Annotated in this window: 25 protein-coding genes; 11 read left to right on the top strand and 14 right to left on the bottom strand. The window is 43.1% G+C overall.

Going from position 1 to position 25,124, the window contains the following annotated elements:
* Nucleotides 1-7: 7 nt before the first annotated feature.
* On the bottom strand, nt 8-1,069 hold the full coding sequence (locus SNAG_RS08815) for a M24 family metallopeptidase (protein ID WP_096408488.1): 1,062 nt from the start codon (nt 1,067-1,069) through the stop codon (nt 8-10).
* A complete protein-coding gene (uvrA, locus tag SNAG_RS08820) occupies nt 1,062-3,893 on the bottom strand; it encodes an excinuclease ABC subunit UvrA (protein WP_096408490.1) in 2,832 nt (943 codons plus the stop codon). The genes SNAG_RS08815 and uvrA overlap by 8 nt, the downstream gene beginning before the upstream one ends.
* A 136-nt stretch (nt 3,894-4,029) precedes the next feature.
* Here uvrA and SNAG_RS08825 point away from each other — a divergent pair, with 136 nt between their 5' ends.
* From SNAG_RS08825 to SNAG_RS08840, 4 genes are all read left to right on the top strand, one after another.
* Nucleotides 4,030-4,974, top strand: coding sequence for a magnesium transporter CorA family protein (locus tag SNAG_RS08825; RefSeq protein WP_096408493.1), 945 nt, complete (start codon nt 4,030-4,032; stop codon nt 4,972-4,974).
* An 11-nt stretch (nt 4,975-4,985) separates the two neighbouring features.
* Complete coding sequence (locus SNAG_RS08830; RefSeq protein WP_172842407.1) at nt 4,986-5,663, top strand: DUF1129 domain-containing protein; 678 nt, start codon at nt 4,986-4,988, stop codon at nt 5,661-5,663.
* Between the two features lie 15 nt (nt 5,664-5,678).
* Nucleotides 5,679-6,026, top strand: coding sequence for a hypothetical protein (locus SNAG_RS08835; protein ID WP_096408498.1), 348 nt, complete (start codon nt 5,679-5,681; stop codon nt 6,024-6,026).
* 168 nt (nt 6,027-6,194) lie between these two features.
* Entirely contained in the window at nt 6,195-7,232 is a 1,038-nt protein-coding gene (locus tag SNAG_RS08840; RefSeq protein ID WP_096408500.1) for a S66 family peptidase, read from the top strand.
* 42 nt (nt 7,233-7,274) lie between these two features.
* On the opposite strand, the gene SNAG_RS08845 is transcribed toward SNAG_RS08840, so the two are convergent.
* The 3 genes from SNAG_RS08845 to ruvA are packed head-to-tail and all read right to left on the bottom strand — an operon-like array spanning nt 7,275 to nt 9,113.
* Nucleotides 7,275-7,949, bottom strand: a complete 675-nt coding sequence (locus SNAG_RS08845; RefSeq protein ID WP_096408504.1) for a CPBP family intramembrane glutamic endopeptidase — start codon at nt 7,947-7,949, stop codon at nt 7,275-7,277.
* Nucleotides 7,950-8,510, bottom strand: coding sequence for a DNA-3-methyladenine glycosylase I (locus SNAG_RS08850; protein WP_096408506.1), 561 nt, complete (start codon nt 8,508-8,510; stop codon nt 7,950-7,952).
* A gap of 9 nt (nt 8,511-8,519) precedes the next feature.
* Nucleotides 8,520-9,113 carry a Holliday junction branch migration protein RuvA gene (gene ruvA / locus SNAG_RS08855; protein ID WP_096408509.1) on the bottom strand — a complete coding sequence of 198 codons (594 nt, stop codon included), beginning with the start codon at nt 9,111-9,113 and terminating at the stop codon, nt 8,520-8,522.
* 159 nt (nt 9,114-9,272) lie between these two features.
* On the opposite strand from ruvA, the gene SNAG_RS08860 reads away from it, so the two are divergent.
* Nucleotides 9,273-9,776 carry a helix-turn-helix domain-containing protein gene (locus SNAG_RS08860; protein ID WP_096408908.1) on the top strand — a complete coding sequence of 168 codons (504 nt, stop codon included), beginning with the start codon at nt 9,273-9,275 and terminating at the stop codon, nt 9,774-9,776.
* Nucleotides 9,760-10,281: an RDD family protein gene (locus SNAG_RS08865; protein ID WP_000769794.1), complete on the top strand. Its 522-nt coding sequence runs from the start codon at nt 9,760-9,762 to the stop codon at nt 10,279-10,281. The genes SNAG_RS08860 and SNAG_RS08865 overlap by 17 nt, the downstream gene beginning before the upstream one ends.
* Before the next feature lie 35 nt (nt 10,282-10,316).
* Here the strand turns inward: SNAG_RS08865 and mutL are convergent, their stop codons facing one another.
* Nucleotides 10,317-12,266: a DNA mismatch repair endonuclease MutL gene (mutL, locus tag SNAG_RS08870; protein ID WP_096408511.1), complete on the bottom strand. Its 1,950-nt coding sequence runs from the start codon at nt 12,264-12,266 to the stop codon at nt 10,317-10,319.
* Nucleotides 12,267-12,474: 208 nt separating this feature from the next.
* Between mutL and SNAG_RS08880 the strand changes: the two genes are divergently transcribed.
* Nucleotides 12,475-12,915: a LytTR family DNA-binding domain-containing protein gene (locus SNAG_RS08880; RefSeq protein WP_096408514.1), complete on the top strand. Its 441-nt coding sequence runs from the start codon at nt 12,475-12,477 to the stop codon at nt 12,913-12,915.
* Nucleotides 12,912-13,370: a DUF3021 domain-containing protein gene (locus SNAG_RS08885; protein WP_096408517.1), complete on the top strand. Its 459-nt coding sequence runs from the start codon at nt 12,912-12,914 to the stop codon at nt 13,368-13,370. Before SNAG_RS08880 ends, SNAG_RS08885 begins: the two co-directional genes overlap by 4 nt.
* Nucleotides 13,371-13,408: 38 nt before the next feature.
* On the opposite strand, the gene mutS is transcribed toward SNAG_RS08885, so the two are convergent.
* Nucleotides 13,409-15,943 carry a DNA mismatch repair protein MutS gene (gene mutS / locus SNAG_RS08890; RefSeq protein ID WP_096408519.1) on the bottom strand — a complete coding sequence of 845 codons (2,535 nt, stop codon included), beginning with the start codon at nt 15,941-15,943 and terminating at the stop codon, nt 13,409-13,411.
* A 50-nt stretch (nt 15,944-15,993) separates the two neighbouring features.
* Nucleotides 15,994-16,440, bottom strand: a complete 447-nt coding sequence (argR, locus tag SNAG_RS08895; protein ID WP_096408522.1) for an arginine repressor — start codon at nt 16,438-16,440, stop codon at nt 15,994-15,996.
* A gap of 156 nt (nt 16,441-16,596) precedes the next feature.
* Here argR and argS point away from each other — a divergent pair, with 156 nt between their 5' ends.
* Nucleotides 16,597-18,285 (top strand): arginine--tRNA ligase, encoded by a 1,689-nt coding sequence (gene argS, locus SNAG_RS08900; protein WP_096408525.1) that lies wholly within the window; start codon nt 16,597-16,599, stop codon nt 18,283-18,285.
* Between the two features lie 364 nt (nt 18,286-18,649).
* Nucleotides 18,650-18,895 carry a hypothetical protein gene (locus SNAG_RS08905; protein ID WP_000084851.1) on the top strand — a complete coding sequence of 82 codons (246 nt, stop codon included), beginning with the start codon at nt 18,650-18,652 and terminating at the stop codon, nt 18,893-18,895.
* 109 nt (nt 18,896-19,004) lie between these two features.
* On the opposite strand, the gene nrdI is transcribed toward SNAG_RS08905, so the two are convergent.
* From nrdI to SNAG_RS08930, 5 genes are all read right to left on the bottom strand, one after another.
* Nucleotides 19,005-19,469 carry a class Ib ribonucleoside-diphosphate reductase assembly flavoprotein NrdI gene (gene nrdI / locus SNAG_RS08910; protein ID WP_096408527.1) on the bottom strand — a complete coding sequence of 155 codons (465 nt, stop codon included), beginning with the start codon at nt 19,467-19,469 and terminating at the stop codon, nt 19,005-19,007.
* Nucleotides 19,470-19,545: 76 nt separating this feature from the next.
* A complete protein-coding gene (locus SNAG_RS08915; protein WP_096408530.1) occupies nt 19,546-20,079 on the bottom strand; it encodes an ABC transporter permease in 534 nt (177 codons plus the stop codon).
* Nucleotides 20,080-20,138: 59 nt separating this feature from the next.
* Nucleotides 20,139-21,425: a response regulator transcription factor gene (locus tag SNAG_RS08920; protein ID WP_000278903.1), complete on the bottom strand. Its 1,287-nt coding sequence runs from the start codon at nt 21,423-21,425 to the stop codon at nt 20,139-20,141.
* Nucleotides 21,426-21,436: 11 nt separating this feature from the next.
* The gene (locus SNAG_RS08925) at nt 21,437-23,107 is read right to left on the bottom strand and encodes a sensor histidine kinase (RefSeq protein WP_096408911.1); all 1,671 of its coding nucleotides are present in this window, start codon (nt 23,105-23,107) and stop codon (nt 21,437-21,439) included.
* Nucleotides 23,085-23,699 carry a YesL family protein gene (locus SNAG_RS08930; RefSeq protein WP_000514456.1) on the bottom strand — a complete coding sequence of 205 codons (615 nt, stop codon included), beginning with the start codon at nt 23,697-23,699 and terminating at the stop codon, nt 23,085-23,087. Before SNAG_RS08930 ends, SNAG_RS08925 begins: the two co-directional genes overlap by 23 nt.
* Nucleotides 23,700-23,832: 133 nt before the next feature.
* On the opposite strand from SNAG_RS08930, the gene SNAG_RS08935 reads away from it, so the two are divergent.
* Complete coding sequence (locus tag SNAG_RS08935) at nt 23,833-24,402, top strand: MptD family putative ECF transporter S component (protein WP_096408532.1); 570 nt, start codon at nt 23,833-23,835, stop codon at nt 24,400-24,402.
* Nucleotides 24,403-24,430: 28 nt separating this feature from the next.
* On the opposite strand, the gene SNAG_RS08940 is transcribed toward SNAG_RS08935, so the two are convergent.
* Nucleotides 24,431-25,123: a methionine ABC transporter permease gene (locus SNAG_RS08940; protein WP_096408535.1), complete on the bottom strand. Its 693-nt coding sequence runs from the start codon at nt 25,121-25,123 to the stop codon at nt 24,431-24,433.
* Nucleotide 25,124: the final 1 nt, after the last annotated feature.

The raw sequence follows: 25,124 nt of genomic DNA on the forward strand, positions 1-25,124 counted from the left end.
AATTTTCTTAAATAATAATTAATTCCTTCGGTGCTAAAGTCAACAATTCGCAACCTGTCTCTGTGATCAAGATATCATCCTCGATACGAACCCCGTATTTCCCTTCGATATAAATACCTGGTTCATCAGTCAAGGTCATGCCAGACTTAATAGTTTCAGTAGAAGTTTGGCTAAAGTAGGGTTCCTCATGGATATCCAGTCCGATACCGTGTCCGATACCATGAGTAAAGTAGTCGCCATAGCCTGCCTCGATGATAATATCACGAGGAATTTTGTCAAAGTCGCGGAAACCTAGACCTGCCTTGGCTTGGTCAATCAAGGCTTGATTGGCTTTCAGAACCGTATTGTAAATCTCTGCCTGCTCGTCACTGACATGACCGAGATAGATCGTTCGTGTCATATCGCTTACATAGTGGTCGTAGAGACAGCCGAAGTCCATGGTGATGGCTTCTCCTGCTTCAACCGGTTTGTGCATGGGATGGGCATGGGGTTTAGAAGAGTTGATCCCACTTGCTAAAATGGTATCAAAAGACAAACCTGCCGCTCCTAGCTCACGCATACGGAAATCAAGGAAGTTGGCAATTTCGATCTCAGTTTTTCCTGGTTTTATAAAGTCAAGCGCATCGCGAAAAGCTTGATCTGAGATGGAACAAGCCTTGCGAATAGTCGCAATCTCCTTTTCATCCTTAATCATACGAAGACCCTCAACAAACTGCGTTTGAGGAAGCAATTTCAAACCTTCAAATGCTGCCTGCATACGATGATAGTAAGAGACAGAAATCTCGTCCTCAAAACCGACGCGAGACAAGCCCATATCCTTGACAATTCCTGCAATGACAGCCAACTCATCACGGTCAGCCACAATCTCAAAACCTGTCACTTCTTGCTTAGCAGCAATGATATAGCGAGAGTCTGTCACCAAGACCTGACGATCACGGCTGATAAAGACGGTTCCGTTTGAACCCCAAAAACCAGTCAGGTAATAGACGTTTTTAAGGTTATTGATAATGATACCATCTAGTTCTTTTTCTTGCATTTTAGCTAGAAATGCTTGCACACGTTTATTCATGATGTAACTTTCCTTTCAAATAGTGTCCTGTGTAGCTGGCTTCGTTGGCCGCTACTTCTTCTGGGGTTCCTGTTGCGATGATGGTTCCTCCACCAACACCGCCTTCAGGTCCCAAGTCGATGATATGGTCTGCAGTCTTGATAACATCTAGATTGTGCTCGATGACAAGGACTGTATTGCCATCGTCGACAAAGCGAGCCAAGACTTTAAGCAAGCGAGCGATGTCCTCGGTATGAAGCCCTGTCGTTGGCTCATCCAGAATGTAGAAAGATTTTCCTGTTGAGCGTTTGTGGAGTTCACTAGCCAACTTCATACGCTGGGCTTCTCCACCTGAAAGGGTGGTAGCTGGTTGTCCTAACGTTACATAGCCCAGCCCTACATCCTTGATAGTCTGGAGTTTGCGTTGAATTTTCGGAATGTGTTGGAAAAATTCCACCGCATCGTTGACGGTCATGTCCAAAACCTGCGAGATATTCTTTTCCTTGTAGTGAACTTCAAGGGTTTCACTGTTGTAGCGGGTTCCGTGGCAGACTTCACAGGCGACATAAACATCTGGCAAGAAATGCATCTCGATCGTGATGATTCCGTCACCTGAGCAGGCTTCGCAACGACCACCCTTAACGTTAAAACTGAAGCGGCCCTTCTTGTAGCCTCGTATCTTAGCTTCATTTGTCTGGGCAAAGAGGTCACGGATGTCGTCAAAAACTCCTGTATAGGTAGCTGGGTTAGACCTTGGAGTCCGTCCGATAGGGCTCTGGTCAATGTCAATCAAGCGGTCTACATGCTCAATCCCTGTGATGGTTTTAAACTTACCAGGTTTGTCTGAATTGCGGTTGAGTTTTTGAGCAATGGCTTTTTTGAGAATGCTGTTGATTAGGGTCGATTTCCCTGAACCCGATACCCCCGTTACTGCGATGAACTTCCCTAGCGGGAAGCGAGCGGTGATATTTTGCAAGTTGTTCTCACGCGCTCCTGTCACCTCGATAAAGCGACCATTTCCTACACGACGCACGTCTGGTACCGGAATGGCACGTTTACCTGATAGATATTGGCCTGTGATGGACTTGCTGTTGCGAGCCACTTGCTTAGGCGTACCTGCAGCGACAATCTCCCCACCAAAGGCTCCCGCACCAGGACCGACGTCGATTAGATAATCTGCCTCACGCATAGTATCTTCGTCATGTTCCACTACGATAAGGGTATTTCCTAAATCACGCATCTTTTTCAAACTTGCAATCAAGCGGTCATTATCCCTCTGGTGAAGACCAATGGACGGCTCATCCAGGATATAAAGGACACCTGATAGGTTGGACCCAATCTGGGTTGCCAAGCGAATACGCTGACTCTCCCCACCTGAAAGGGTTCCTGCCGAACGTGACAGAGTCAGATAGTTGAGGCCTACGTTATTGAGGAAGGTCAAGCGATCCTTGATTTCCTTGAGAATGGGACGGGCGATAATGGCTTCATTTTCAGACAGAGTCAACTGGCTGACCAACTCCAAGTGATCGGCGATTGAGAGGTCTGAAATTTCTCCGATATGTGGCCCTTTCTCCCCACCCACACGGACAGACAAGGCCTGGTCATTGAGACGGTAGCCGTGACAAGTTCCGCAGGTCAGTTCATTCATATAGAGGCGCATCTGGGTGCGCGTGTAATCACTATTGGTTTCATGGTAACGGCGCTTGATATTTCTGATAACACCTTCAAAAGGAATGTCGATATCACGGACTCCACCGAATTCATTCTCATAGTGGAAATGGAATTCTCTCCCATCTGAACCATAGAAAATGAGATGTTTATCCTCCTCAGATAAATCCTCAAAAGGCGTATCCATATCCACTCCAAAGGCTGTCATGGCCTGCTCTAGCATGTTTGGATAGTAGTTGGATGAGATAGGATTCCAAGGTGCTAAGGCTCCCTCACGAAGGGTCTTGCTAGCATCTGGTACAACTAAATCTGTATCAACCTCTAGCTTGATTCCCAAGCCATCACACTCACTACATGAACCAAATGGTGCATTGAAGGAGAAGAGACGAGGTTCTAGTTCTGGAACGGTAAAGCCACAAACTGGACAAGCATAGTGTTCTGAAAAGAGGAGCTCGGACTCATCCATAGTATCAATGACCACATAGCCTTCCGCGATACGAAGGGCCGCCTCAACGGAGTCAAAGAGACGGCTTCGAATGCCCTCCTTGATGACAATACGGTCGACCACAACATCGATATCATGTTGCTTACTCTTAGACAGCTCAGGCACTTCGGTCACATCATAGACCTCCCCATCCACTCGGACTCGGACATAGCCATCTTTCTGAACCTTCTCAATGACGCTCTTATGTTGCCCTTTTTTCTTGCGGATGACAGGGGCCAAAATCTGCAAGCGTTGGCGTTCTGGCAACTCTAAGACCTTATCCACGATTTGCTCAACAGAAGAAGCCTTGATAGCCCCATGTCCGTTGATACAGTATGGCGTCCCCACACGTGCATAGAGGAGACGCAGATAATCATTAATTTCAGTCGTCGTTCCCACGGTCGAGCGTGGATTTTTGCTGGTAGTTTTCTGGTCGATGGAAATAGCTGGGCTGAGACCATCAATAGAATCCACGTCTGGTTTTTCCATGTTACCTAAAAACTGACGAGCATAGGCTGATAAACTCTCTACATAGCGGCGCTGCCCCTCCGCATAGAGGGTATCGAAAGCTAGACTGGATTTTCCAGATCCTGACAAGCCCGTTACGACGACCAGCTTGTCTCTAGGAATCTCCACATCGATATTTTTTAAGTTATGGGCACGAGCCCCATGAATGATAATTTTATCTTGCATCTTTGATCTTTCTAGTCCATTATTGCTTTCCATTATACCAAAAAATGTGAAATTCTATTACCCAAAAAGCCGATTTTGTAGTATAATAGTACGGTGCAAAAAATCAAACACTGAATAGTAGGAAAGGATAGGGGATATGAAACAAGTTTTTCTCTCAACAACAACTGAATTTAAAGAGATCGACACGCTTGAACCGGGTACTTGGATCAATCTCGTCAATCCTACACAAAATGAATCACTGGAAATTGCCAATGCCTTTGACATTGACATCGCTGACCTTCGAGCACCACTCGATGCGGAAGAAATGTCCCGTATTACCATCGAAGATGAGTATACTTTGATCATCGTAGACGTTCCCATCACAGAGGAAAGAAACAATCGCACCTACTACGTAACGATTCCGCTAGGGATTATCATCACCGAGGAGACCATTATCACTACCTGCTTGGAGCCCCTCCCTGTTCTCGATGTCTTTATCAACCGTAGACTTCGCAATTTCTACACTTTCATGCGTTCACGTTTTATCTTCCAGATTCTCTATCGCAACGCTGAACTTTACCTGACAGCCCTTCGTTCGATTGACCGTAAGAGTGACCAGATCGAAAGTCAACTTCACAAATCTACTCGAAACGAAGAACTGATCGAACTCATGGAATTGGAAAAGACCATCGTCTATTTCAAGGCCTCACTTAAGACAAATGAGCGCGTGATTAAGAAATTGACCAGCGCAACCAGCAATATTAAAAAATACTTAGAGGACCAAGACCTACTTGAGGATACCCTGATTGAAACCCAACAGGCCATTGAGATGGCAGATATCTATGGAAACGTCCTTCACTCTATGACAGAGACCTTTGCCTCTATCATTTCCAACAACCAGAACAACATCATGAAGACCCTGGCTCTCGTGACCATCGTTATGTCTGTCCCAACCATGATCTTCTCAGCCTACGGTATGAACTTTAAGGATAATGAAATCCCTCTAAACGGTGAGCCTCACGCCTTCTGGTTAATCGTCTTTATCGCCTTTGCTATGAGTGTTTCGCTCACTCTCTATCTCATCCATAAAAAATGGTTCTAAGAGGAATTCCTATGTCTCAGATTGATCTACAAAAATTAACTAAGAAAAACCAAGAGTTTATCCATATTGCTACCCAGCAATTTATCAAAGATGGCAAAACAGATGCTGAAATCAAGGCTGTTTTTGAGGAAGTTATTCCTAAAATCCTTGAAGAGCAAGTCAAAGGAACAACAGCTCGTTCCCTCTATGGCGCTCCAACTCACTGGGCTCACAGTTTCACAGTCAAGGAACAGTACGAAAAAGAGCATCCAAAAGAAAATGATGATCCAAAACTCATGATTATGGACTCAGCCCTTTTTATTACCAGTCTCTTTGCACTGGTTAGCGCTCTGACCAACTTTTTCTCTACAAACCAGGCTATTGGCTATGGTTTGATTACCCTCTTGTTGGTTGGGCTTGTTGGAGGACTTGCCTTCTACTTGATGTACTACTTTGTCTACCAGTATTATGGACCAGACACAGATCGTAGCCAGCGCCCTCCTTTCTGGAAATCAATCCTCGTCATCCTCGCTGCTATGCTTCTCTGGTTGGCTGTCTTCTTCGCAACAAGCTTCCTACCAGCAGCTCTCAATCCAATCCTTGCTCCGCTGCCTTTGGCTATTCTAGGAGCAGCCCTTCTCGCCCTTCGCTTCTATCTCAAAAAACGCTTCAATATCCGAAGCGCAAGCGCAGGCCCATCACGTTATTAAGAAAAGTGAAACGCTATGGCATATAGTCAATCCTTAGCACAGCAGATTCGAAAAATTCTAGCACTCAAACTTCCTCCCCAAATTTTCGAAGAAGAGTTAGAAGAAAAGAAACTGTTTGGTGGTCTTGCCTTTATGATTCGTGGGAAAATGGTCCTTACAGTCAGTTCCAGAAAGGACCAGCTGGTTATGGTGAGAATTGGCAAAGAAATAGAAAAGCAAGTTCTACCACGAACAGGAGCTCATACTACATTGATGAGGGAACGCCTTTATCATGGTTATATAGACTTAGATATAGAAGGTCAAAAAGAATTGCCTTACTGGATTGATTTGGCCCTCTCCTATAATCAAGAGTTGACCAAGTAACTCATATCTAGCGAGATTAGAGATTAGAAAAACGAAAAGCAACTGCACAGGTGGTTGCTTTTTTGCTTGCTTTCTTGAGATTCAATAGCACTTCTGAGTCCCATTCTTGTAGTTTTCTCTCACCTTTTGTGATAAAATAGGCTCAATCTATTTCTAGGAGGATGAGATATGGTTTCTACTATTGGTATTGTTAGTTTGTCTAGCGGTGTTATCGGAGAGGACTTTGTCAAACACGAAGTGGAGCTGGGTATCCAACGTCTCAAGGATTTGGGACTCAATCCTATCTTTTTACCTCATTCGCTAAAAGGTTTAGACTTTATCAAGGATCATCCTGAGGCGCGTGCAGAGGATTTGATGCAGGCCTTTTCGGACGATAGCATCGACATGATCCTATGCGCCATTGGTGGTGATGATACCTATCGTTTGCTACCTTTTCTTTTTGAAAATGACCAACTCCAAAAGGTTATCAAACCAAAGATTTTTCTCGGTTTCTCGGATACCACTATGAACCACCTTATGTTGCATAAACTAGGGATCAAGACTTTTTATGGGCAATCCTTTCTAGCAGACATTTGTGAATTAGACAAGGAGATGTTGCCCTATAGCTTTCACTGCTTTAAAGAACTGATCGAGACTGGAAAAATCTCTGAAATCCACCCTAGCGACCTTTGGTATGAGGAACGGACTGACTTTAGTCCCAATGCTCTGGGAACAGCTCGTATCAGCCATGTAAATACAGGTTTTGATTTGTTACAAGGAAATGCTCAATTTGAGGGAGAGATCCTCGGTGGTTGTCTTGAGTCCCTCTATGATATTTTTGACAATTCTCGATACGCAGACAGCACGGAGCTCTGCCAAAAGTACAAACTCCTCCCTGACTTATCCGACTGGGAAGGAAAGATTCTCTTGCTAGAAACAAGCGAAGAAAAGCCTGAACCGGAAAACTTCAAAAAGATGTTACAGGCTTTGAAAGAAACTGGGGTATTTGAGGTCATCAGTGGACTCTTGGTCGGAAAGCCAATGGATGAAGCCTTCTATGACGACTATAAAGAGGCACTAATGAGCATCGTTGACAGCAATATCCCGATTGTCTATAATCTGAATGTCGGTCACGCAACACCAAGAGCCATTGTGCCCTTTGGCGTCCATGCTTATGTGGATGCAAAGAAGCAAGTCATTCGCTTTGACTATAACAAAAAAAGCTGAGATAAGTTTCTCAGCTTTTTCTCTTGTATAACTACTAAAACGTCACATACTACTGATAACTAAAATAATCAAGGGAAGGCTATTGCCTAACATATGAACAACTAGAGGATAATAAATATTCTCTTTTTCTTTCACATAGATGATAGAAAAGGCAATGCCTCCACCTAGATAACCGACTGCACTGACCCACTCTGATAAAGCCAAACTGTGCATATGAGTCAGAGCAAAAACAAGTCCTACCAGAAGAATGCTTAGCCAACTTGACAGACGTTTCTGCAAATGATGTAACAAGAGCTGACGGAAAAAGAGTTCTTCCACAAAAGGTCCTATGATACAGGCGAAAACTGCTATCAGTATTGGTTGTTCTTGAAAGGTACTTTGAATATTCGACTGGTTTAGACCTTGTCCGACTAGCCCAAAAAACTGCTTCAACATCTCTGATACAAATTCAAAGACAAAAGTCATCAGAAAGAGAAAGAGCCATCCTGTTAAGACGCCAAAGAAGAATTTCCTTTTAGTCTTTCTAATCTCATTCCATTGTTTGATCAATCTATCCTTAAACAAGAAAGAGCCATATAGAGCTAGTACTACATAAACTAGATAATTTGCAATAGCAGATGGCATCAAGAAAGCCAGCAATTTAACTCCATCAAATACAAAGAGAACTGTATAGAGAATCGCAAAAATCAGAATTCCCTTATTTTTGTTAGACATCACTTAATTCCCCTTCCATTGACAATCATTCTCGTGGTCGTCAATCAAACCTGCTGCTTGTAGAAAAGATAAAACGGCAACTGGGCCTGTGAACTTGAAACCTTGTTTTTTTAGATCTTTAGCTAATTTTTCAGACAAGGCTGTTTTAGCAGGTGCTAGGTGATAGTCAGGAACATCATTCACGATCGTTTTCCCCTTAACAAAGGACCAGAGATAAGCATCAAAAGAGCCAAAGGTTTTCTGGATTTGTAAAAATGCTTGGGCGTTGGCACGCGTCGCAAAGAGCTTGGCACGATTTCGGATGATGGCTAGATTCTCTAACAAGGCTTCCAACTCCCCATCTGTCATTTCCGCGACCGCTTGAATTTGATAGCCATGAAATGCTTCTCGGAATCCTTGACGTTTGTTTAGTACCGTTTCCCAAGATAGACCAGCCTGATAAGTCTCCATACAGAGCAGTTCAAAAAGAGCGCGGTCATCATGAAGAGGCTGTCCCCACTCCTGGTCGTGGTAGGCGATGTAGAGCGGATTGGTCATCTTGACCCACGAACAACGTTTTGGCATACTCTTCTCCTATTTGACCAACATTTTAAGGGCAGATTTGATATAGTTCTCTGCTGTATCCGTCGTCCCTTCAAAGAATTTCTTGATTTTCTTGAGCTCTGTTGCCTTGTAGCCTAACGCCAGCATGGCTTCCATAGCTTCTTCCAGTTCTTGATTTTCAGCACTGGCTTGCACAGCGACTTTGGCAGGAAGGTCATCACTAGCCACGACTACCTTGCCTTCCAAGTCCAGAACCATTTGCTGGGCTGTTTTCTTACCAATTTTGGGGAACTTGGTCAAGTAGGTGATGTTCTTGCTCTCAATCGCTTGAACTAGGCCAGCATTGTCATCGGCTGCAATAATAGCCAAAGCTGATACAGGTCCAATCCCTGAGACTGAAATCAGACTGAGAAAGAGCTTTTTCTCGTCTTCTGAGTGAAAGCCGTAAAGCAGATGGGCATCCTCACGGACAACTTGATGCACATAGATTTGAGTTTCTTGATTAACTTGACCTGAGTATGCATAAGGATTGGCTACATGCAGGATATAACCGATACCATTTGCCTCAAGGACGATATATTTAGCAGTGATTTTGGTAATGATTCCTTTTAGATATTCGTACATAATTTTTTCTCCATTATTTTGCCTATCTAGTATACCATATTTCCCCAAGACAGACTGCAACAAAAGGTGCAACCTCTAGTTGACAAATAGTACAGGAGATTGTATTCTCATTATAAGTAAAAATTGTTAGGATAGAAGTAGAAAAAGGAGGAGAGTATGATGAAACTCGCAGAAAAACTATTTGAGCTCAGAAAGGAAAAAGGTTGGTCCCAAGAAAAACTAGCAGAACAAATCAATGTTTCTCGGCAAAGCATCTCCAAATGGGAGTCTGGACAAGTACTTCCTGAAATCGAAAAAATCATTGAATTAAGCAAGATTTTCCAAGTGACAACTGACTATCTACTTCTGGATGAAAACTCTGAAAAAGGTTCCACAGCAGTGACCTTGGAAGAAGACAAGGACAAATACTATAAAGAGGTTAAATCCTATGGTCTCTGGCAAGTGATTTATATTTTCGTCTTGGCTCTGGCTATCTATCTCTTTTTAGCTGGTTCTAGTTTCCCAGCCGAATTCACCGCTTGGATTTGGCTAACCTTCGTTCTATTAATCGCTTCTGCAATGGCTATTAACAAGGCGCTAAAGATTAAGCAAAAGTATCTGGACAAGGTTATAGGCCTTGATGATTTTAAGAAAGAAGGTGCTAAAGATGAAACTAAAAACTGACAATCCCATACCTATCAAAACTCGTCTGAAAGAGCTGATTGGAGACTGGCTCTTTATCTCGGGCTACCTCATTTCTTTATTTTTACTAGCTATGGGCTTTTACAATTTAGTTCTAGGAGGCGTTCCCGTATTCACTGAAGCCCAGAGCCAACTTCTGGCTTTTTCTAGCTCGGTTCTGCCCCTAACTATCATCTTTGCTTGGCTCGACTATAGAAAAGGAAGTTTTGGCAAGCGTTGGGCAGGTTTACAGCTGATTTACAAGCATAGGAGCCTTTCCCACAGCCTTTTGCGCTCTGCTATCAAGTTTTTCCCTTGGCAGTTGGGACATATGGGAGCTATTCGTAGTGCTTATCAAGCAGATGCTCTGTCAATTTTCTTGTCAACCTCAGCAGGGATTCTCTTCTTGATTTTTCTGCTGATGGGACTCCTTCGCAAGGACAAACGTCATCCAGCTGATTTGCTTGCTGGAACACAAGTTCAGCTCAAAAATTCAAAACAGCTCTAGTTTTATAACTAGGGCTGTTTGATTTTCTATAAGGTTTAGTATTTCCCCAACTCTCGGAGGCTGGTATGATTCTCCTGAATGCGTCGGAACATCTTTTCCATATCCGACTTGGTAAAATGCACCAAAACAGGACGGCCATGTGGACAGTTATAGGGATTGTCACATTGAGAAAGCTGATAAAGGAGCTGTCTGGCTGAATGGTCATCGATGCGATGGTTGGCCTTGATAGACCGCTTGCAGGACATCATGATAGCCAGCTCTGCTCGATATTTCTTGATCGAAACTTCTTTAGTTAAGAGGAGCATATCACACATTTCATAGATACCAGACTCGATTTCTTCTTCTGCCATCCAAATAGGATGTTCACGCAGGATAAATTGATTTTCTCCGTACTCAGCTAGAAAGACACCCACTTCCTCTAAGAGAGGCATTCTTTCTCTGAGACGAAGGGCGTCATCCGCAGGAAATTCAAAAATGTAAGGCACTAGGAGTTGCTGCTGACTCTGGTCAACATTGCCAATGCTTTCACGGTATTCCTCGTACTTAACCCGTTCCTGAGCCGCGTGCTGATCTATGATGTAGAGCCCATCTCGACCTTGGGCAAAGAGGTAGGTCCCGTGCATTTGCCCGAAAAATTCCAACTCTGGGAAGCTTGATGATTCTTCTCGCTCCAGCTTGTCATAAGCCTTATCAAGACTCGCAAGGTCTAACTCTGGGTGATCTAGTTGGTCATAGCTGACAGGCTTTCTCTCTGCGAAATGGAGTTTTGTCTGCTTGCTCAACTGGTCCAAGGTTTCCTTGGCAAACAGGGTTAAATCCTGCCCTTCCTCAGTTAATTCAACCTGATGATCAGCCACCTCAGCTTGACTGGGTTTTGAGAGTTCTGTTTTTTCATAGTAGAGCGTATTTTCTTTGAGTGGGAGAATAGTCTGCTCCACCTTTTGACGATTGCGCACGGTCGACTTGGCAAGATTTTCCAAGGCATCCGGTATCAAGGTCTGTTCCTTGAGACTGTTAGAAATAGCTTCTGAAACCAGCGCCATTAGCTCTCTTTCCTTGGAAATTCGCACTTCTTGCTTGGTCGGATGCACATTGACATCCGCTAGATAAGGGTCAATATGGATATGAATAACAGCCAGCGGAAAGCGTCCCACCATGAGCTTGCTGCCATAACCATCAAGAATAGCACGATTGAGCAGAAAGTTCTTGATATATCGCCCATTGATGAAGAGGCTGATATAGTTGCGATTAGCTCGAGTCAACTCCGGCAAGGACACAAAACCTGAAATTTCGAAGTCCAGATCCGAATTCTCAATGGCTATCATCTTCTTGGCACTAGCCAAACCGTAAATTCCAGCAATAGCTTGACGCAGTTGACCAGTTCCAGCTGTTCGTGTCATTTCCTTGCTATCACTAATCAAGCTAAAAGAAATCTCAGGATGAGCAAGGCCCAGACGGTTGACAATATCGATGATATGAGACAACTCCGCTTGCTGGCTCTTCATATACTTGAGACGGGCAGGCGTGTTGAAAAAGAGGTCCTCCACACAAACCTTGGTTCCCACAGGACTTGTCGCTGGGATGATTTCTTCGACTTGACCTCCACGCGCGACGAGCTTGGTCCCATGACTCGCGCCATCCACCGCCGTCAACAGAGTCAGAACACTGACAGAAGCGATAGAGGGCAGGGCTTCACCTCGAAATCCGAGCGTCCGAATCCGAAAGAGGTCTGCTTGATTTTTTATCTTACTGGTCGCATGACGACGCAGGGCCAATTCCACCTCATCGTGGGCAATTCCATGACCATTATCTGTGATTTGAATCTTCTTTAGACCTGATTCCTCAATCTCAATGATAATCTGGCTAGAGCCAGCGTCAATGGCATTTTCTACCAACTCTTTCACCACACTGGCAGGACGTTCAATAACCTCTCCTGCCGCGATCTGGTTTGCCAGCACCTCTGGCAATTCAATAATATGAGACATCTTTCAGCCCCTTTCTGTATCTATTTTCCTAGAAATTGATTAGTGCTATTATACCATATTTCAGATACTATCAGAAAAAGCAAATACCACATAGACTCCAAATCTCTCCACATAGACAAAAGTTCTTGCCATGGATCGTAAAATAGTGTTTAATAAAGGTGTACAGGAAGTGATCACAACCTTGTATAACTGAAAAGGAGGGAAATTTATGAAAGTAGAACTACAGATTAAGGAGACTTACGAGGAGGAAAAGCTGATTGTCCAAACTCCTCAGCCGACCGAAAAAGTCCAGAAAGTCATCGAGTTCGCAGAAAATCTTGACCAAAAAGAAACAATCAAAGGAAAGATTGATGATCAGGTCTATCTAGTTAAGATTGGTAAGATACAACGCTTCTATATCGAGAATCGCAAGATTCTAGCAGAAACTGCATCTCAGACCTATACCATTGATTTGCGTCTCTATCAAGTTCTTGACATTCTGCCGACCACTTTTATCCAAATTTCCCAATCAGAAATCGTTAATATTGACGCTATCTCTCATCTCAAACTAACCCCCAACGGTCTGGTTGAAATTTTCTTGAAAAACGAAAGCTTCACCTACTCTTCACGCCGTTACCTAAAAACCATCAAGGAGAAATTAGAACTATGAAAAAACAAATCTTTCACGACGCAGCTGCTGGCGTCCTCATCGGCCTCATCCTCTCTATCCTCTTTTCACTCATTTATGCACCAAATACCTATGCCCCACTGAGCCCCGAGTCTCTAGTCGGACAAGTGATGGTGGAACATCAGGTTCACGGTGCTCTGGTCTTGCTCTACTGTATGATCATCTGGTCAGCTATCGGTGTTCTCTTTAGCTTTGGCGGTCGCTTATTCAGCCGTGACTGGAGCTTGCTCCGTGCCACACTTTCCCATTTCTTCCTCATGCTGGCTGGCTTTGTTCCACTAGCAACTCTGGCTGGTTGGTTCCCCTTCCACTGGACCTTCTATCTCCAGCTCATTCCAGAGTTTGCGATTGTCTACCTTATCATCTGGACTATCCTCTATAAAAGAGAAGCTAAAAAAGTGGACCACATCAATCAACTTTTGGCCCATAAAAAGTAAAGAAAAACCCACTCACAAATGCATGAGTGGGATTCTTTTTATAATTTTTGTTTGAACTCGACTAAGACATTCATAGCCTGCATAGGTGTCATGTTGTACACATCCAGTTTAGCCAATTCTGCTAGGATAGGATGTTCTTCAGGCGTATCAAAGAGAGAAATCTGTTCCGTGACGGCGCTAGTTTGCCTCATCGGAGCTTGGCTTTCTTGTCCCTGACTCTCCAGTTGCGTTAAAATCTTATCCGCTCTTGCTAAAAGTTCTCCCGGTAAGCCAGCAATCTTAGCAACATGGATACCGTAGGATTTATCAGCTGGACCTGGTTCAATCTTGTGAAGGAAGGTGACCTGCCCACCCTGCTCCAAGGTTGCCACGTGAACATTGACCAAGTGCTCCAAACTGGACTCCAAACTAGTCAACTCATGGTAATGGGTGGCAAAGAGGGTCTTGGCTCCGATATGCTCATGGATGTATTCGATGATGGACTGGGCTAAAGCCATGCCATCATAGGTCGCCGTTCCCCGTCCCAATTCATCAAAGAGAATGAGTGAGTCCTTGGTCGCATGCGAAATGGCATTGTTGGCCTCCATCATCTCCACCATGAAGGTTGATTGACCTGAAACCAAGTCATCTGCCGCTCCGATGCGAGTAAAGATGGCATCAAAAATCGGCAAGTAGGCGCTCTCAGCAGGAACATAGGAACCCATCTGGGCCATAACCGCAGTCATGGCTAGCTGGCGCATGTAGGTAGACTTCCCGCTCATGTTGGGCCCTGTAATCAATTGAATGCTGGTATCTTCTGCCATCTGGATGCTGTTTGGAATGTAGGTCTGAGCCCCCATGACCTTTTCAACGACCGCATGGCGCCCTTTTTGGATATCTATTTGTGAATCGTCTCCAAACTCAGGTCGAATCAAATGCTGGGTTTCAGCTACAACCGCCAGACTTTGCAAGACATCAACCGTCGCAATTCCTTGGGCTAGAGCCTGCAAGCGCTGGATATACTTGCTGACTTCCTCTCGGATACGCATAAAGATTTCGTACTCTAGGTTGGCTGACTTTTCACGTGCCTCCAGCATATCTCCCTCGATACGCGCTAATTCCTCGGTACCGAAGCGTTCTGAGTTTTTCAGCGTCGCCTTGCGGAAAAAGTGGGCTGGAACATTTCCCAGTTGCGAATTGGTCACATGGAAATAGTAGCCATCCTTTTTATTGTAGTCAATCTTGAGCGTGCTGATACCAGAGTTTTCTCTCTCCTTAGCCTCAATCTCAGCAATCCAGCTGGTCCCTTCTCTAAGTACTCGACGGTATTTATCCAAGGTCTCATCAAATCCCGTACGGATAATGCCACCTTCCGTAATCACATGAGGAGCTTCAGGAGCAATCGCTGCGCTAATCAAGCTCTCCAACTCAGGGATTCCATCCAACTGTGTAATGAGATAGGCCAAAGCAGGCTGCTCCATGCCTTCTAAAATCGCACGAATCCGTGGCACACTAGACAAGGTAGTAGCTAACTGCAAGAGATCCTTGGGATTGGTCTTGCCAAAAGAAACCCGACTAGCCAAGCGTTCGATGTCATAAACACCCTTGAGACTGTCTGTCAAATCACTACGCTCAAAAAAGTGGTCAAGAAAGACCTGCACCACCTCTTGACGTTGGACGATTCGTTCCTTATCAATCAAGGGACGATGAATCCAAGAGCGCAAGAGCCGCATGCCCATAGCTGTTTTGGTTTCATCCAAAAGCCAGAAAAGACTCCCCTGCTTCTTGCCTGAACGGGCATTCTCAACCAAGTCCAAACTAGCCTTGGTCGCATAGTCCATCTGTAAGAAATCTTTGATTTCATAGCGGATAACTGGTTTGAGATGGTTCAATTCCCGCATCTGGGTCCGATGAACATACTGGAGTAGCTTACTAGCTGCTGCTTGCTCCACAGCTGCTAAACGTGAATCCAGTAAATGAATATCCTCAAAGCCTTCCTTCTCATGGGAAAGCACAAGATTCATCTGACGGCTTAGGATTTGCTCCTCTTCCTCAGACAAGTCATAACCCAGCACCACTTCTCGCGCCTTGAGGTTACGGATTTCTCCACAAACGAGAGTGAAATCCAATAGCCCTGTCACATAGAAATCACCCGTCACCAAATCCATATAAGCCAGACCAAACTGATTGCCATCACGATCTAAGGAAACCAAGAAATTATTCTGACTATCCGGCTTACTGCTATCAACGACCGTTCCAGGTGTGATGACCTGGACCACCTCTCGCTTGACAACTCCGACCGCTTGTTTGGGATCTTCCATCTGCTCGGCAATGGCCACCTTATAGCCCTGCTCGATCAATACATCGATATACTGCTGGGCAGAATGATAGGGGACACCCGCCATGGGTATCGGATTTTCTGCATTTTTATTCCGACTTGTTAAGGAAATTTCTAAAATCTGTGCTGCATTAATTGCATCTTCATAGAACAACTCGTAAAAATCACCCATCCGAAAAAGCAAAAAAGCATCTGGGTATTGTTTTTTAATATCCACATACTGTTGCATGCCGGGTGATAGCTTTTCTGTTGCCATTTTCCGTCTCTCCTTGCTAAAAATAAGTCTTGAGAGCAACTCCCAAGACCTTATTTATCTTTCATCAAATCTAGCAAACGATCTTCCATCAGCTTGGCAACGTGCTGGTCTCGACAAATAACCAATAAGGTATTAGCACCAGCAACCGTTCCTAAAATCCATTCATCCTTGTTTGCATCTACAACGTTTGCTAAGACTGCCGCTTCCCCAAGTTTTGTATGAAGTACCAAGGTGAATTCTGCTCTTGCAACTCCTTCTAAATGATGAGACAAAAACTCAACTAAATCAATCTTATCTGTCTCATTTGCTAGTACATAATACACCATATCATTTTTCTTGATCTTGGTCAAGCCGATTTCACGCAAATCACGTGACAAAGTCGTTTGCGTCACATAGACATTCTGAGCTTCAAGACGATCTTGAATCTCTTTTTGTGTTCCAAGTTTTTCTTCAGCGATCATCTTTTTAATCAACTGATGCCGTTCTCTTTTTCTCATATTATCCTCTTAAACGAATATTTATAATAAATTTTACATTTATTTTATAACCATATTATACCAAAAAAAATAGAGAATTCAAAAAAATTCTCTTCTTTCTCAAAAAATGTAGTAAATTGTGTTAAAATAGAAGAAAAGCCCAAAAGGAGCCTACTTATGAATACAAAAAAACTGATTGCTGGCGAATTGGCTAGCGTCATCGATAGCCTGGACCAAGAGGCTATTTTCAATTTACTAGAACAACCTAAAAATTCAGATATGGGAGACATCGCTTTCCCTGCTTTCTCACTAGCAAAAGTCGAACGCAAGGCACCGCAAATGATTGCTGCCGATATTGCTGCAAAGATCAACAGCCAAGCCTTTGAAAAAGTGGTGGCAACGGGTCCTTACGTAAACTTTTTCCTTGATAAATCTGCTATTTCTGGTGCAGTTATCAAAGAAATCATCGAAAAAGGTGCTGACTACGCCCAACAAACGGAAGGCCAAGAGCAAAATATTACGATTGACCTTTCTAGTCCCAATATCGCCAAACCCTTCTCAGTCGGCCACTTGCGTTCAACAGTTATCGGAGATGCCCTCTCTAATATCTTTAAGAAGATGGGCTACAAAACCATTAAAATCAACCACCTTGGAGACTGGGGGAAACAGTTTGGTCTTCTCATGGTTGCTTATAAGAAGTGGGGTTCTAAAGAAGCCATCGAAGCCAACCCAATCGATGAGTTGTTGAAACTTTACGTTCGCATCAATGCCGAAATCGAAACTGACAAGGCTCTCGACGATGAAGGTCGCCTCTGGTTCAAAAAACTAGAAGATGGTGATCCTGAAGCAACTCAACTTTGGCAATGGTTCCGTGATGAAAGTTTGGTCGAATTCAACCGCATCTACAAACTACTCGGTGTTGAATTTGATAGCTTAAACGGTGAAGCCTTCTACAATGACAAGATGGATGAAGCCGTACAAATCTTAGAAGAAAAAGGCTTGCTAGAAGAGTCTCAAGGGGCTTGCATTGTCAACTTGGATGATTTCGATTTGCCACCTGCTATGATTAAAAAATCAGATGGCGCTACTCTCTACATCACTCGTGATATCGCAACAGCCATCTACCGTGCTCGTACTTACAACTTTGTTAAAAATGTCTATGCTGTCGGCCAAGAGCAATCTAACCACTTTAAACAGTTGAAAGCCGTCTTGAAGAAAATGGGATTTGCTTGGAGTGACGATATGGTTCACGTTGACTTTGGTCTTGTAACCAAGAATCGCCAAAAACTCTCTACTCGTAAAGGAAACATCATCCTGCTCGAGCCAACTCTCCAAGAAGCCATCACTCGTGCTAAAGCTCAAATCGAAGCGAAAAATCCTGACCTTGAAAACAAGGATCAAATCGCCCAAGCTGTTGGGGTTGGAGCTGTCAAATTCTACGACCTGAAAACTGATCGTCGAAATGGTTATGACTTTGATTTGGAAGCAATGGTTTCATTTGAAGGAGAAACTGGTCCGTACATCCAATACGCTTACGCTCGTATTCAGTCTCTACTTAGAAAAGCTGACTTCCATCCAAATGCTCAAGAAAGTTACAGTCTAAATGATGCCGAAAGCTGGGAAATCATCAAACTTCTCCAAGACTTTGCCCGTGTCATCAAACGTGCTTCTGACAACTATGACCCATCGCTCATTGCTAAGTATGCAATCAGCTTGGCGCAAGCTTTCAATAAATACTATGCTCACACTCGTATCTTGGATGAAAGCCCAGAGCGCGACAGTCGTCTGGCCCTCAGCTACGCAACCGCAGTCGTCCTCAAAGAAGCTCTTCGTTTGCTCGGAGTAGAAGCACCAGAGAAGATGTGATTCAGTACTAACAATTGGAACTAAAGTTCCTAATTGTTAGACGCTAGCCGCTATATGCAGACTAGCTAACTGCTTCACTAATTCACCTAACCAAATAATATCGATTTGGTTAGGCTCATGTCGTAATCTTTTAATCACTTTATTGTAAAGCAGTCTAAGTAACTATCACCAAATCCTATACAGACTTTGGCTTGGCGCTTTACTAGTCTTCATTTCAACTGGGCGGACTTTTCAGTTAAAGATCCAAATTGTCTGGTTTTAGCTATTGGATACCTGTTCTGCTCGCCTAGTGACTTAGTTGAAAAGCGAAATTTCTTTCGCTTTTCTTATGCCTTCAATTTTTTATCAAATCAGGGGAGATTTTATGAGCCAGTACGCTTATATCTTAGTTCTTATCAGTCTTGTCGTTCTTTTTCTCATCAATAAATACGAAAAAGAAAAACTTCAGAAACTTCTTCAGGAGCAGCTTTTAAAAGACGAAACTTTCAAAGCAGATATCCACGAAAGAATCCAAACAACAGAGAATATCAACGATGTCATCGCCTACATCAACAAGGGTTATCGTTTGGGACTCATGCTTTCCAAGGAAATCACTGATCAACTCAAATAATCAAAATCCGAGAAGTCTTCTTCTCGGATTTTTCTCTTCTTCATGAAACTGCTAAAGATTCGCCCTAGATTTTAAACAAATAAAATAGAAGAAAAAGCTAAGCCGAAGCTTAACTTTCCAATCCATATAAGTCCGCGATAATCGCTGCAACCTTTTTAATATCTCCCAACATGCCTCTCATTTCAAAATCTGCTAGAACAGGGAAACCAAAACGCTGACTGTACTGCTTGGCAGTCAAACAGTATTGGTTATTAAAATTGCGATTACCAGATCCCACTACACCAAAACACTTACTAGCATTGTCTCCATAGGCGATAAAATCACCCACTGGAGTCGTCAGGATCTCAACATCGCCGTTGTCGACACCATTTCCACCTTCTAGATAGGTTGGTAAAAAGGCGACATAAGGATGGTCCATCTCAAAGAAATCTTTCCCTTTCTTGACCAAATCCTTGATATGGATCTTTTGGACCTCAATCCCTTCGTGCTGGGACAAGAGATAGTCCTTAAGTCGGGTTACAAAACTCTCTGTATTTCCACTCAAACTGATATAAACTAAGGATATTTTTTTCATATTGACCTCGATTTTTATTTTTGGATATTAAAAGAACTACCAAGATTGTAACTTGATAGTTCTCTTTTGTCAATACTTAGGCAACTTCCTCTGCTTCGGCTTCCTCAGCCAAATCTTTTTGTTGGCGCCACATCTTGTAAAGGACTAAAGCTAAAAAGAGGACATTGATAATCATGAACAAAATAACGGTTCCTTTTGCTAATGTGCCTATTCCTAAGCCTAGGGTATCATCTTTAATCAATTGAAGTGCATCTTGAATGTTCATAAAAGAATAGACCAAACCAACAATCGCTAGCAAAAGATAGCCAAGATAAGCATAGTTTGCAAATTGGACGTTTTTACGAACTAAGAACACAAAGGCTACCACAACTAAAATAGCAGATAAAACAATCAAAACTACATTAAAAATTGAGTGCGATGCCGCTGTTACTTGGTAGGTATAGTTAACCGTGTCTTCTATTTGCTGAGCAGTAAGGGACCCACTATTAGATAGACTCGCACGAAGAACTTCTTTGCTAGGGACTGGGCCCAAGATGCCAAATAATGACGAAGCAGAAATGAGTGCGGATAGGACTAACAAAATCCAGAGATAAATTGGTTTCTTTTTCATATTTTCCTCCTATAAAACCTTTTGGACATTATAGCATTTTTCGTACAGAAATACAATTCTTACAGGCCTGTCTCGACTTGTTTTCGGTAAGCTTTTGGTGATTTTCCGCACAATTTACGGAAAACTTTGTAAAAATAGCCGACATTACTGTAACCAACGGCATAGCAAACATCTTCAATACTATCATTGGTTGAAAGCAAGAGCTGTTGCGCTGCCTTAATTCGCTGTTTGTTGAGCAGTTCTGCAAAGGTCGAGTTGGTTTCTCGCTTAATCAGCTGACCGAGGTAGACTGGGTTAATAAAGAGATCCTTGCTAATATCCTTAAGTGAGAGCTCTTTTTGATAATCGCGGCCGATCACCTCTAGAACACTGACCACATTTTCATTCATCCGATACTGGCCAAAGAACTTAGTCAAGGTTGCTTTGATGTAGGCAACCAATTCTTCAAAGGAGTTAATAGCATGGATGGCTTTGACAATCTCTGTCATATCATCCGCTTTTAGATGCTCAAACAAGTGGAAGACATCCATGACAAATTGAGTGAAGAGTTGTTTGGTGATAGCCACGCGCGGTGTATTCTCTAAGACAACCTTCTCCAGCAGGGTCAATTCTTCGATGATTTGATTGATATTTCCTTGGATAATCACGCGATAAATCGGTTCGTAATAAGCAAATAGACTCTCGGATTTTTCTAGATTGACGGAACCGTAAAAGAGGGCTTTTTCTGCGTTGATCTTCCATTTTTCAAAGGCTTGTTGGTAGGGTGCTACAAAGGGCGTTACTACGATTCCATCTAGTGGTTGATCAGAGATAAAAATCTGCCAGTCTTGACCTAAAACATAGTAAGGAATAGTGAAAGAACCTTGTTTTTCCTTGGAAAGACCTATCCACCAGTTGTCTTTACCTGCTAAGAAGTTGACAAAGCCTTCTTCATCCAATTCTTGGCTGAGAGTCTGACTCTGCTCCACCTTTTCCTGAAGTTGACTCGCAATTTTTTCTAATAAATGACTCAACTCCACCTTATCCACTGGCTTCACCAGATAATCCACGACACTCAGGTTCATTGCTTTCTTGACATAGTCAAACTCCTGATAGCCAGATAGCAAGATATAATAGGCATCTGGGAGAATCTCCTTCATCTCCTTGATCATCTCCAGTCCTGTTTTATCGGGCATATTGACATCCGAAATAATCACATCAACCGGATGATGCTTGACATAGCCCAGAGCATCGTCAGCATGATTGGCTGTTGCGACGACTTTCATATCCCATTTTTCAAAGGGAATCAAGCGCTTGAGCCCCTCTGTCACCATGTACTCGTCGTCTACTAATAAAACTTTATACATTTCTACCCTTTCTATTCATCCTGGATAGTGATTCGATAGAGAACACCTTCTTGCTCAGCTGACTCTACACTGATTTGGTAGCGATCCCCAAAATAGAGGACAAAGCGTTCGTGTACATTCACTATTCCGATTGACTGCCGCTCGCCGCTGTAGCTTGCTTCGTGCTCAAAACTTCTCTGAGCTAATTTCTCTTGCAAGGCAGCTAATTTTTCAGCAGGCATGCCACGACCATTATCGACTACCAGGATTTCAACAAATCCCTCACCCTTCAAGACCTTGATGCTGATAACATTGTCTGTTCGGCGGTAGTCAATACCGTGGGCAAAGTAATTTTCGACCAATGGTTGGAGCGTAAACTTGGGAATCTTCATATTTTCTAATTCTGGCGCGATCTTAAAGCCATAAGCTACTGACTTTGGATAGCGAACCATACAGAGATAACTGTATTTACGACAAAATTCTAGTTCTTGTTGCAAGGTCGTTTCACGCTCATCAGAGATATTGTTACGCAACAAGCTACTAAATTCATAGATAATATCCGCCAGCTCATCTTGGCTTTCCATCACCGCATACATGCGAAGAAATTCCAATGTATTATACATAAAATGCGGATTGATCTGAGCTTGCAAGGCTCGCATATTGGCATCTTTTTGGCTAAGTTCCAACTGATAAATATCGTGGATATTTTTTTCCAGTCGATCCAACATATCATTGGTTGTTTCTGCAATGAGAAGCAATTCTTGGTCTTTTTCAGAGGTATCGATTCGAAGTCCTTCTTCTCCTTGAGCAATAACCTGAATAGACTCGACCAAATCCACCACCTGCTTTTGATATTTTGAAAAGGTCTGTCTCAGAGTGATATACAAAATGATGATAAAGAGAATGCTTAGTCCAATAATGACAGCAGAACTAGTCAACGTTCCCTTAAGAACAAAATCCTTAGGAACAGCCACACGAACTTGATAGCCATGAGAGGTGACTCCTACAAGCCAGTTCTCCCGCTCTGCTGACACCTTCTCCCCAAGCTGAAACATCTCCGTATCAAAAGACGAAGTCACCGTCACAGCCATTGGTGTGTTGCCTCGGGTATTGTCAATAGCTCCACGTAAGACATCTGGGGATAAAGAGATGTAGATCACTCCTAAATCCTGGTCAGAAACGGGATCGGATACAGGAATGGCAAAACTATTAGGAGCTGGTTTGAAATTTTCTGCTGGAATTTTCTCTCCACTTCGTTTCCCTCTGGTTGAAACAAAAACTTCTTTGTAATCTTGGAGGACAATTGCCACCCCTGTCACAAAATCATTACGAACATAGAGATCGTCGATATTTTCATACAAGGATACCGAGATATAAGGAGAAGCCTTGCGCTCTAATTGCCAATAAAAATAGTCTGGTGTACTGAGACTAAAGTACTTGTAAATCCCTTCGATGCGAGCCTGATTTTCAACCAAAGTCTGGGCAAGCCGAGTCGACTCTCTATGGTAATATTCAATCTCACTTACTGTCCGAGTCGTCACGCGTTGAGCTACTCGCTGAGCTTCTTTCTCGCGCGAATCCCAGTCAGCATAGGAAATCATCACCGCAAAACTAGCAATGATGATGATTATAACGAGGCTATAAATCCGTAAAAGAGAGTGAAGCCAAAATTGCTTCATTCTATTTTGTCGCCAATTTTTCATGGATACTTTCATAAATAGGTTCCAACATATCACTGATAAAGAAATGCCACACACCAATTCCTACAAAAAAGAGGAGAGCAGGCATATAGTAACCAACTCCTACAAGCAAGCCTGTGCCAATCAGAACCTTGGCGATTGCTGGCAAGCTCATGAAAATCCCAATAAGAGACAATTTCACGGTATTTCGGTAGGATAAATCAAAATATACCTGAAGTTTCAAGGAAACAGTATAGGCTAGAAAGACAAGGGCCACTACAAGAACATTAAGAAAGGTTGCCAAGAGATGAAAAATAGTCTGATGGGGCAATTGAACCAAAAGATACAGACCATAAACTAATACTAAATCTACAAATACAAAACTATAGAAAGTGAGGTTGCTCTTGACAAAGTTACTCTTATAGAGTTCCCAAGCTTCTTTCAAACTATAAGCTCGATAAGTATAACCGTGCTCAGCATATAAACTCATAAGGGTTGCACTAGCTGGTGCCAAACCAAAGACCACACCTCCTGCTAGTGTGAATAACCAGAAAAAAGCCGTCACAATCATTCCTAAAAAGAAACGATTAAAGACGAATTCTAGAAATTTTCCCATGATATCCTCCTTCAAACAACTGTGTAACTATTATATCATATTTCAAACGTTTTCAAAAATATAGAGTGTCCATTTACAATCATCTAAAAGCATGATACAATTGATTTTGTTAGTTTATATCAAGGAGAAACTCATGAAGAAAAATATCTTAACCACCCTCTTAGCTGTCGTCCTCTATTTCCTCTGTCTAGGGATTGGAGTAGTACTTGGACACCTGGTTGACTCAACGGGCAATATGTTCTATGCTCCTGCTTTTTCAACCCTTGTTGGGGGGAGTGTTTACATGTTTCTTCTGGTAAAAGTTCCTCGTTTTGGTGCCATTTCCACTCTAGGGCTCTTTATGGCTCTCTTCTTCCTAGCTAGTAAACACGGCGCTGGAGCCTTTCTACCAGCTATCGCCTGCGGTCTTGCAGCAGATGCCACCGCTCGCCTCGGTCACTATCAGGATAAGATTAAAAATCTTTTCTCCTTCCTAGTCTTTGCTTTTAGCACAAGTGGTCCTATCCTCCTCATGTGGATCAATCCAGCATCCTACGAGGCAGCTCTCCTCGCTCGTGGAAAATCTCAGGAATACATTGACCGTATCATGGTCGCTCCAGAGCTAGACAAAATTTTTCTCTTTGTCGCAAGCATTCTCCTTTGTGCCTTGATTGGTGCTTTGCTTGGGCAAGTCATTAGTAAAAAGTTTACACACAAAATCTAATCACTAAAAAAGAGCCCTTCGGCTCTTTTTATTTATGACTTAATTTCCTGGTCAAGAAATCTCCCAAGAACTGGATTGTAAAGATAATCAAGATGATAATAATGGTCGCCAAGATGGTCACATCGTGATTGTAACGGTTGAATCCATAGGCAATGGCCACATTACCGATACCACCAGCACCAACTGCTCCCGCCATAGCGGTTTCACCAACAAGGGAAATCAAGGTCACAGTCGTCACACGAATCAAATCTGGAAGACCTTCGGATAGGTATACCCCAACGATATCCCAGAAAGTCGCTCCACTAGCTTGAGCCGCTTCAATGACACCGCCATCCAGCTCAGCCAAGACGACCTGCACCTGACGGGCAAAGAAGGCAAATACCGCAAAAGAAAGTGGGACAAGGGCTGCATTGGGTCCGATACTAGTCTTGACAATCAAGTGAGAAAGAGGTGACAAGATAGCCAAAAGGATGATGAAGGGAACCGCACGGAAAATAGAGGTAATCTTGTCTAAAATCCAGAAAACGACCTTGTTCTCCAAGACACCGCCTGGCGCTGTCAAGACAAGGAAAAGACCTGCAACGAGCCCCAAGAACCCTCCGATAATGAAGGAAAGAACTGTCATATAAAGAGTTAGGTAAATGGCTGTTCCCCAGCCTGCCTGACCTGACCAGCCCATCTTATAGACATTTGGTAAGTAAGTTTGAATCAAGTCTGTCATT

Source organism: Streptococcus sp. NPS 308 (assembly GCF_002355895.1).
Classification (GTDB): Bacteria; Bacillota; Bacilli; order Lactobacillales; family Streptococcaceae; genus Streptococcus.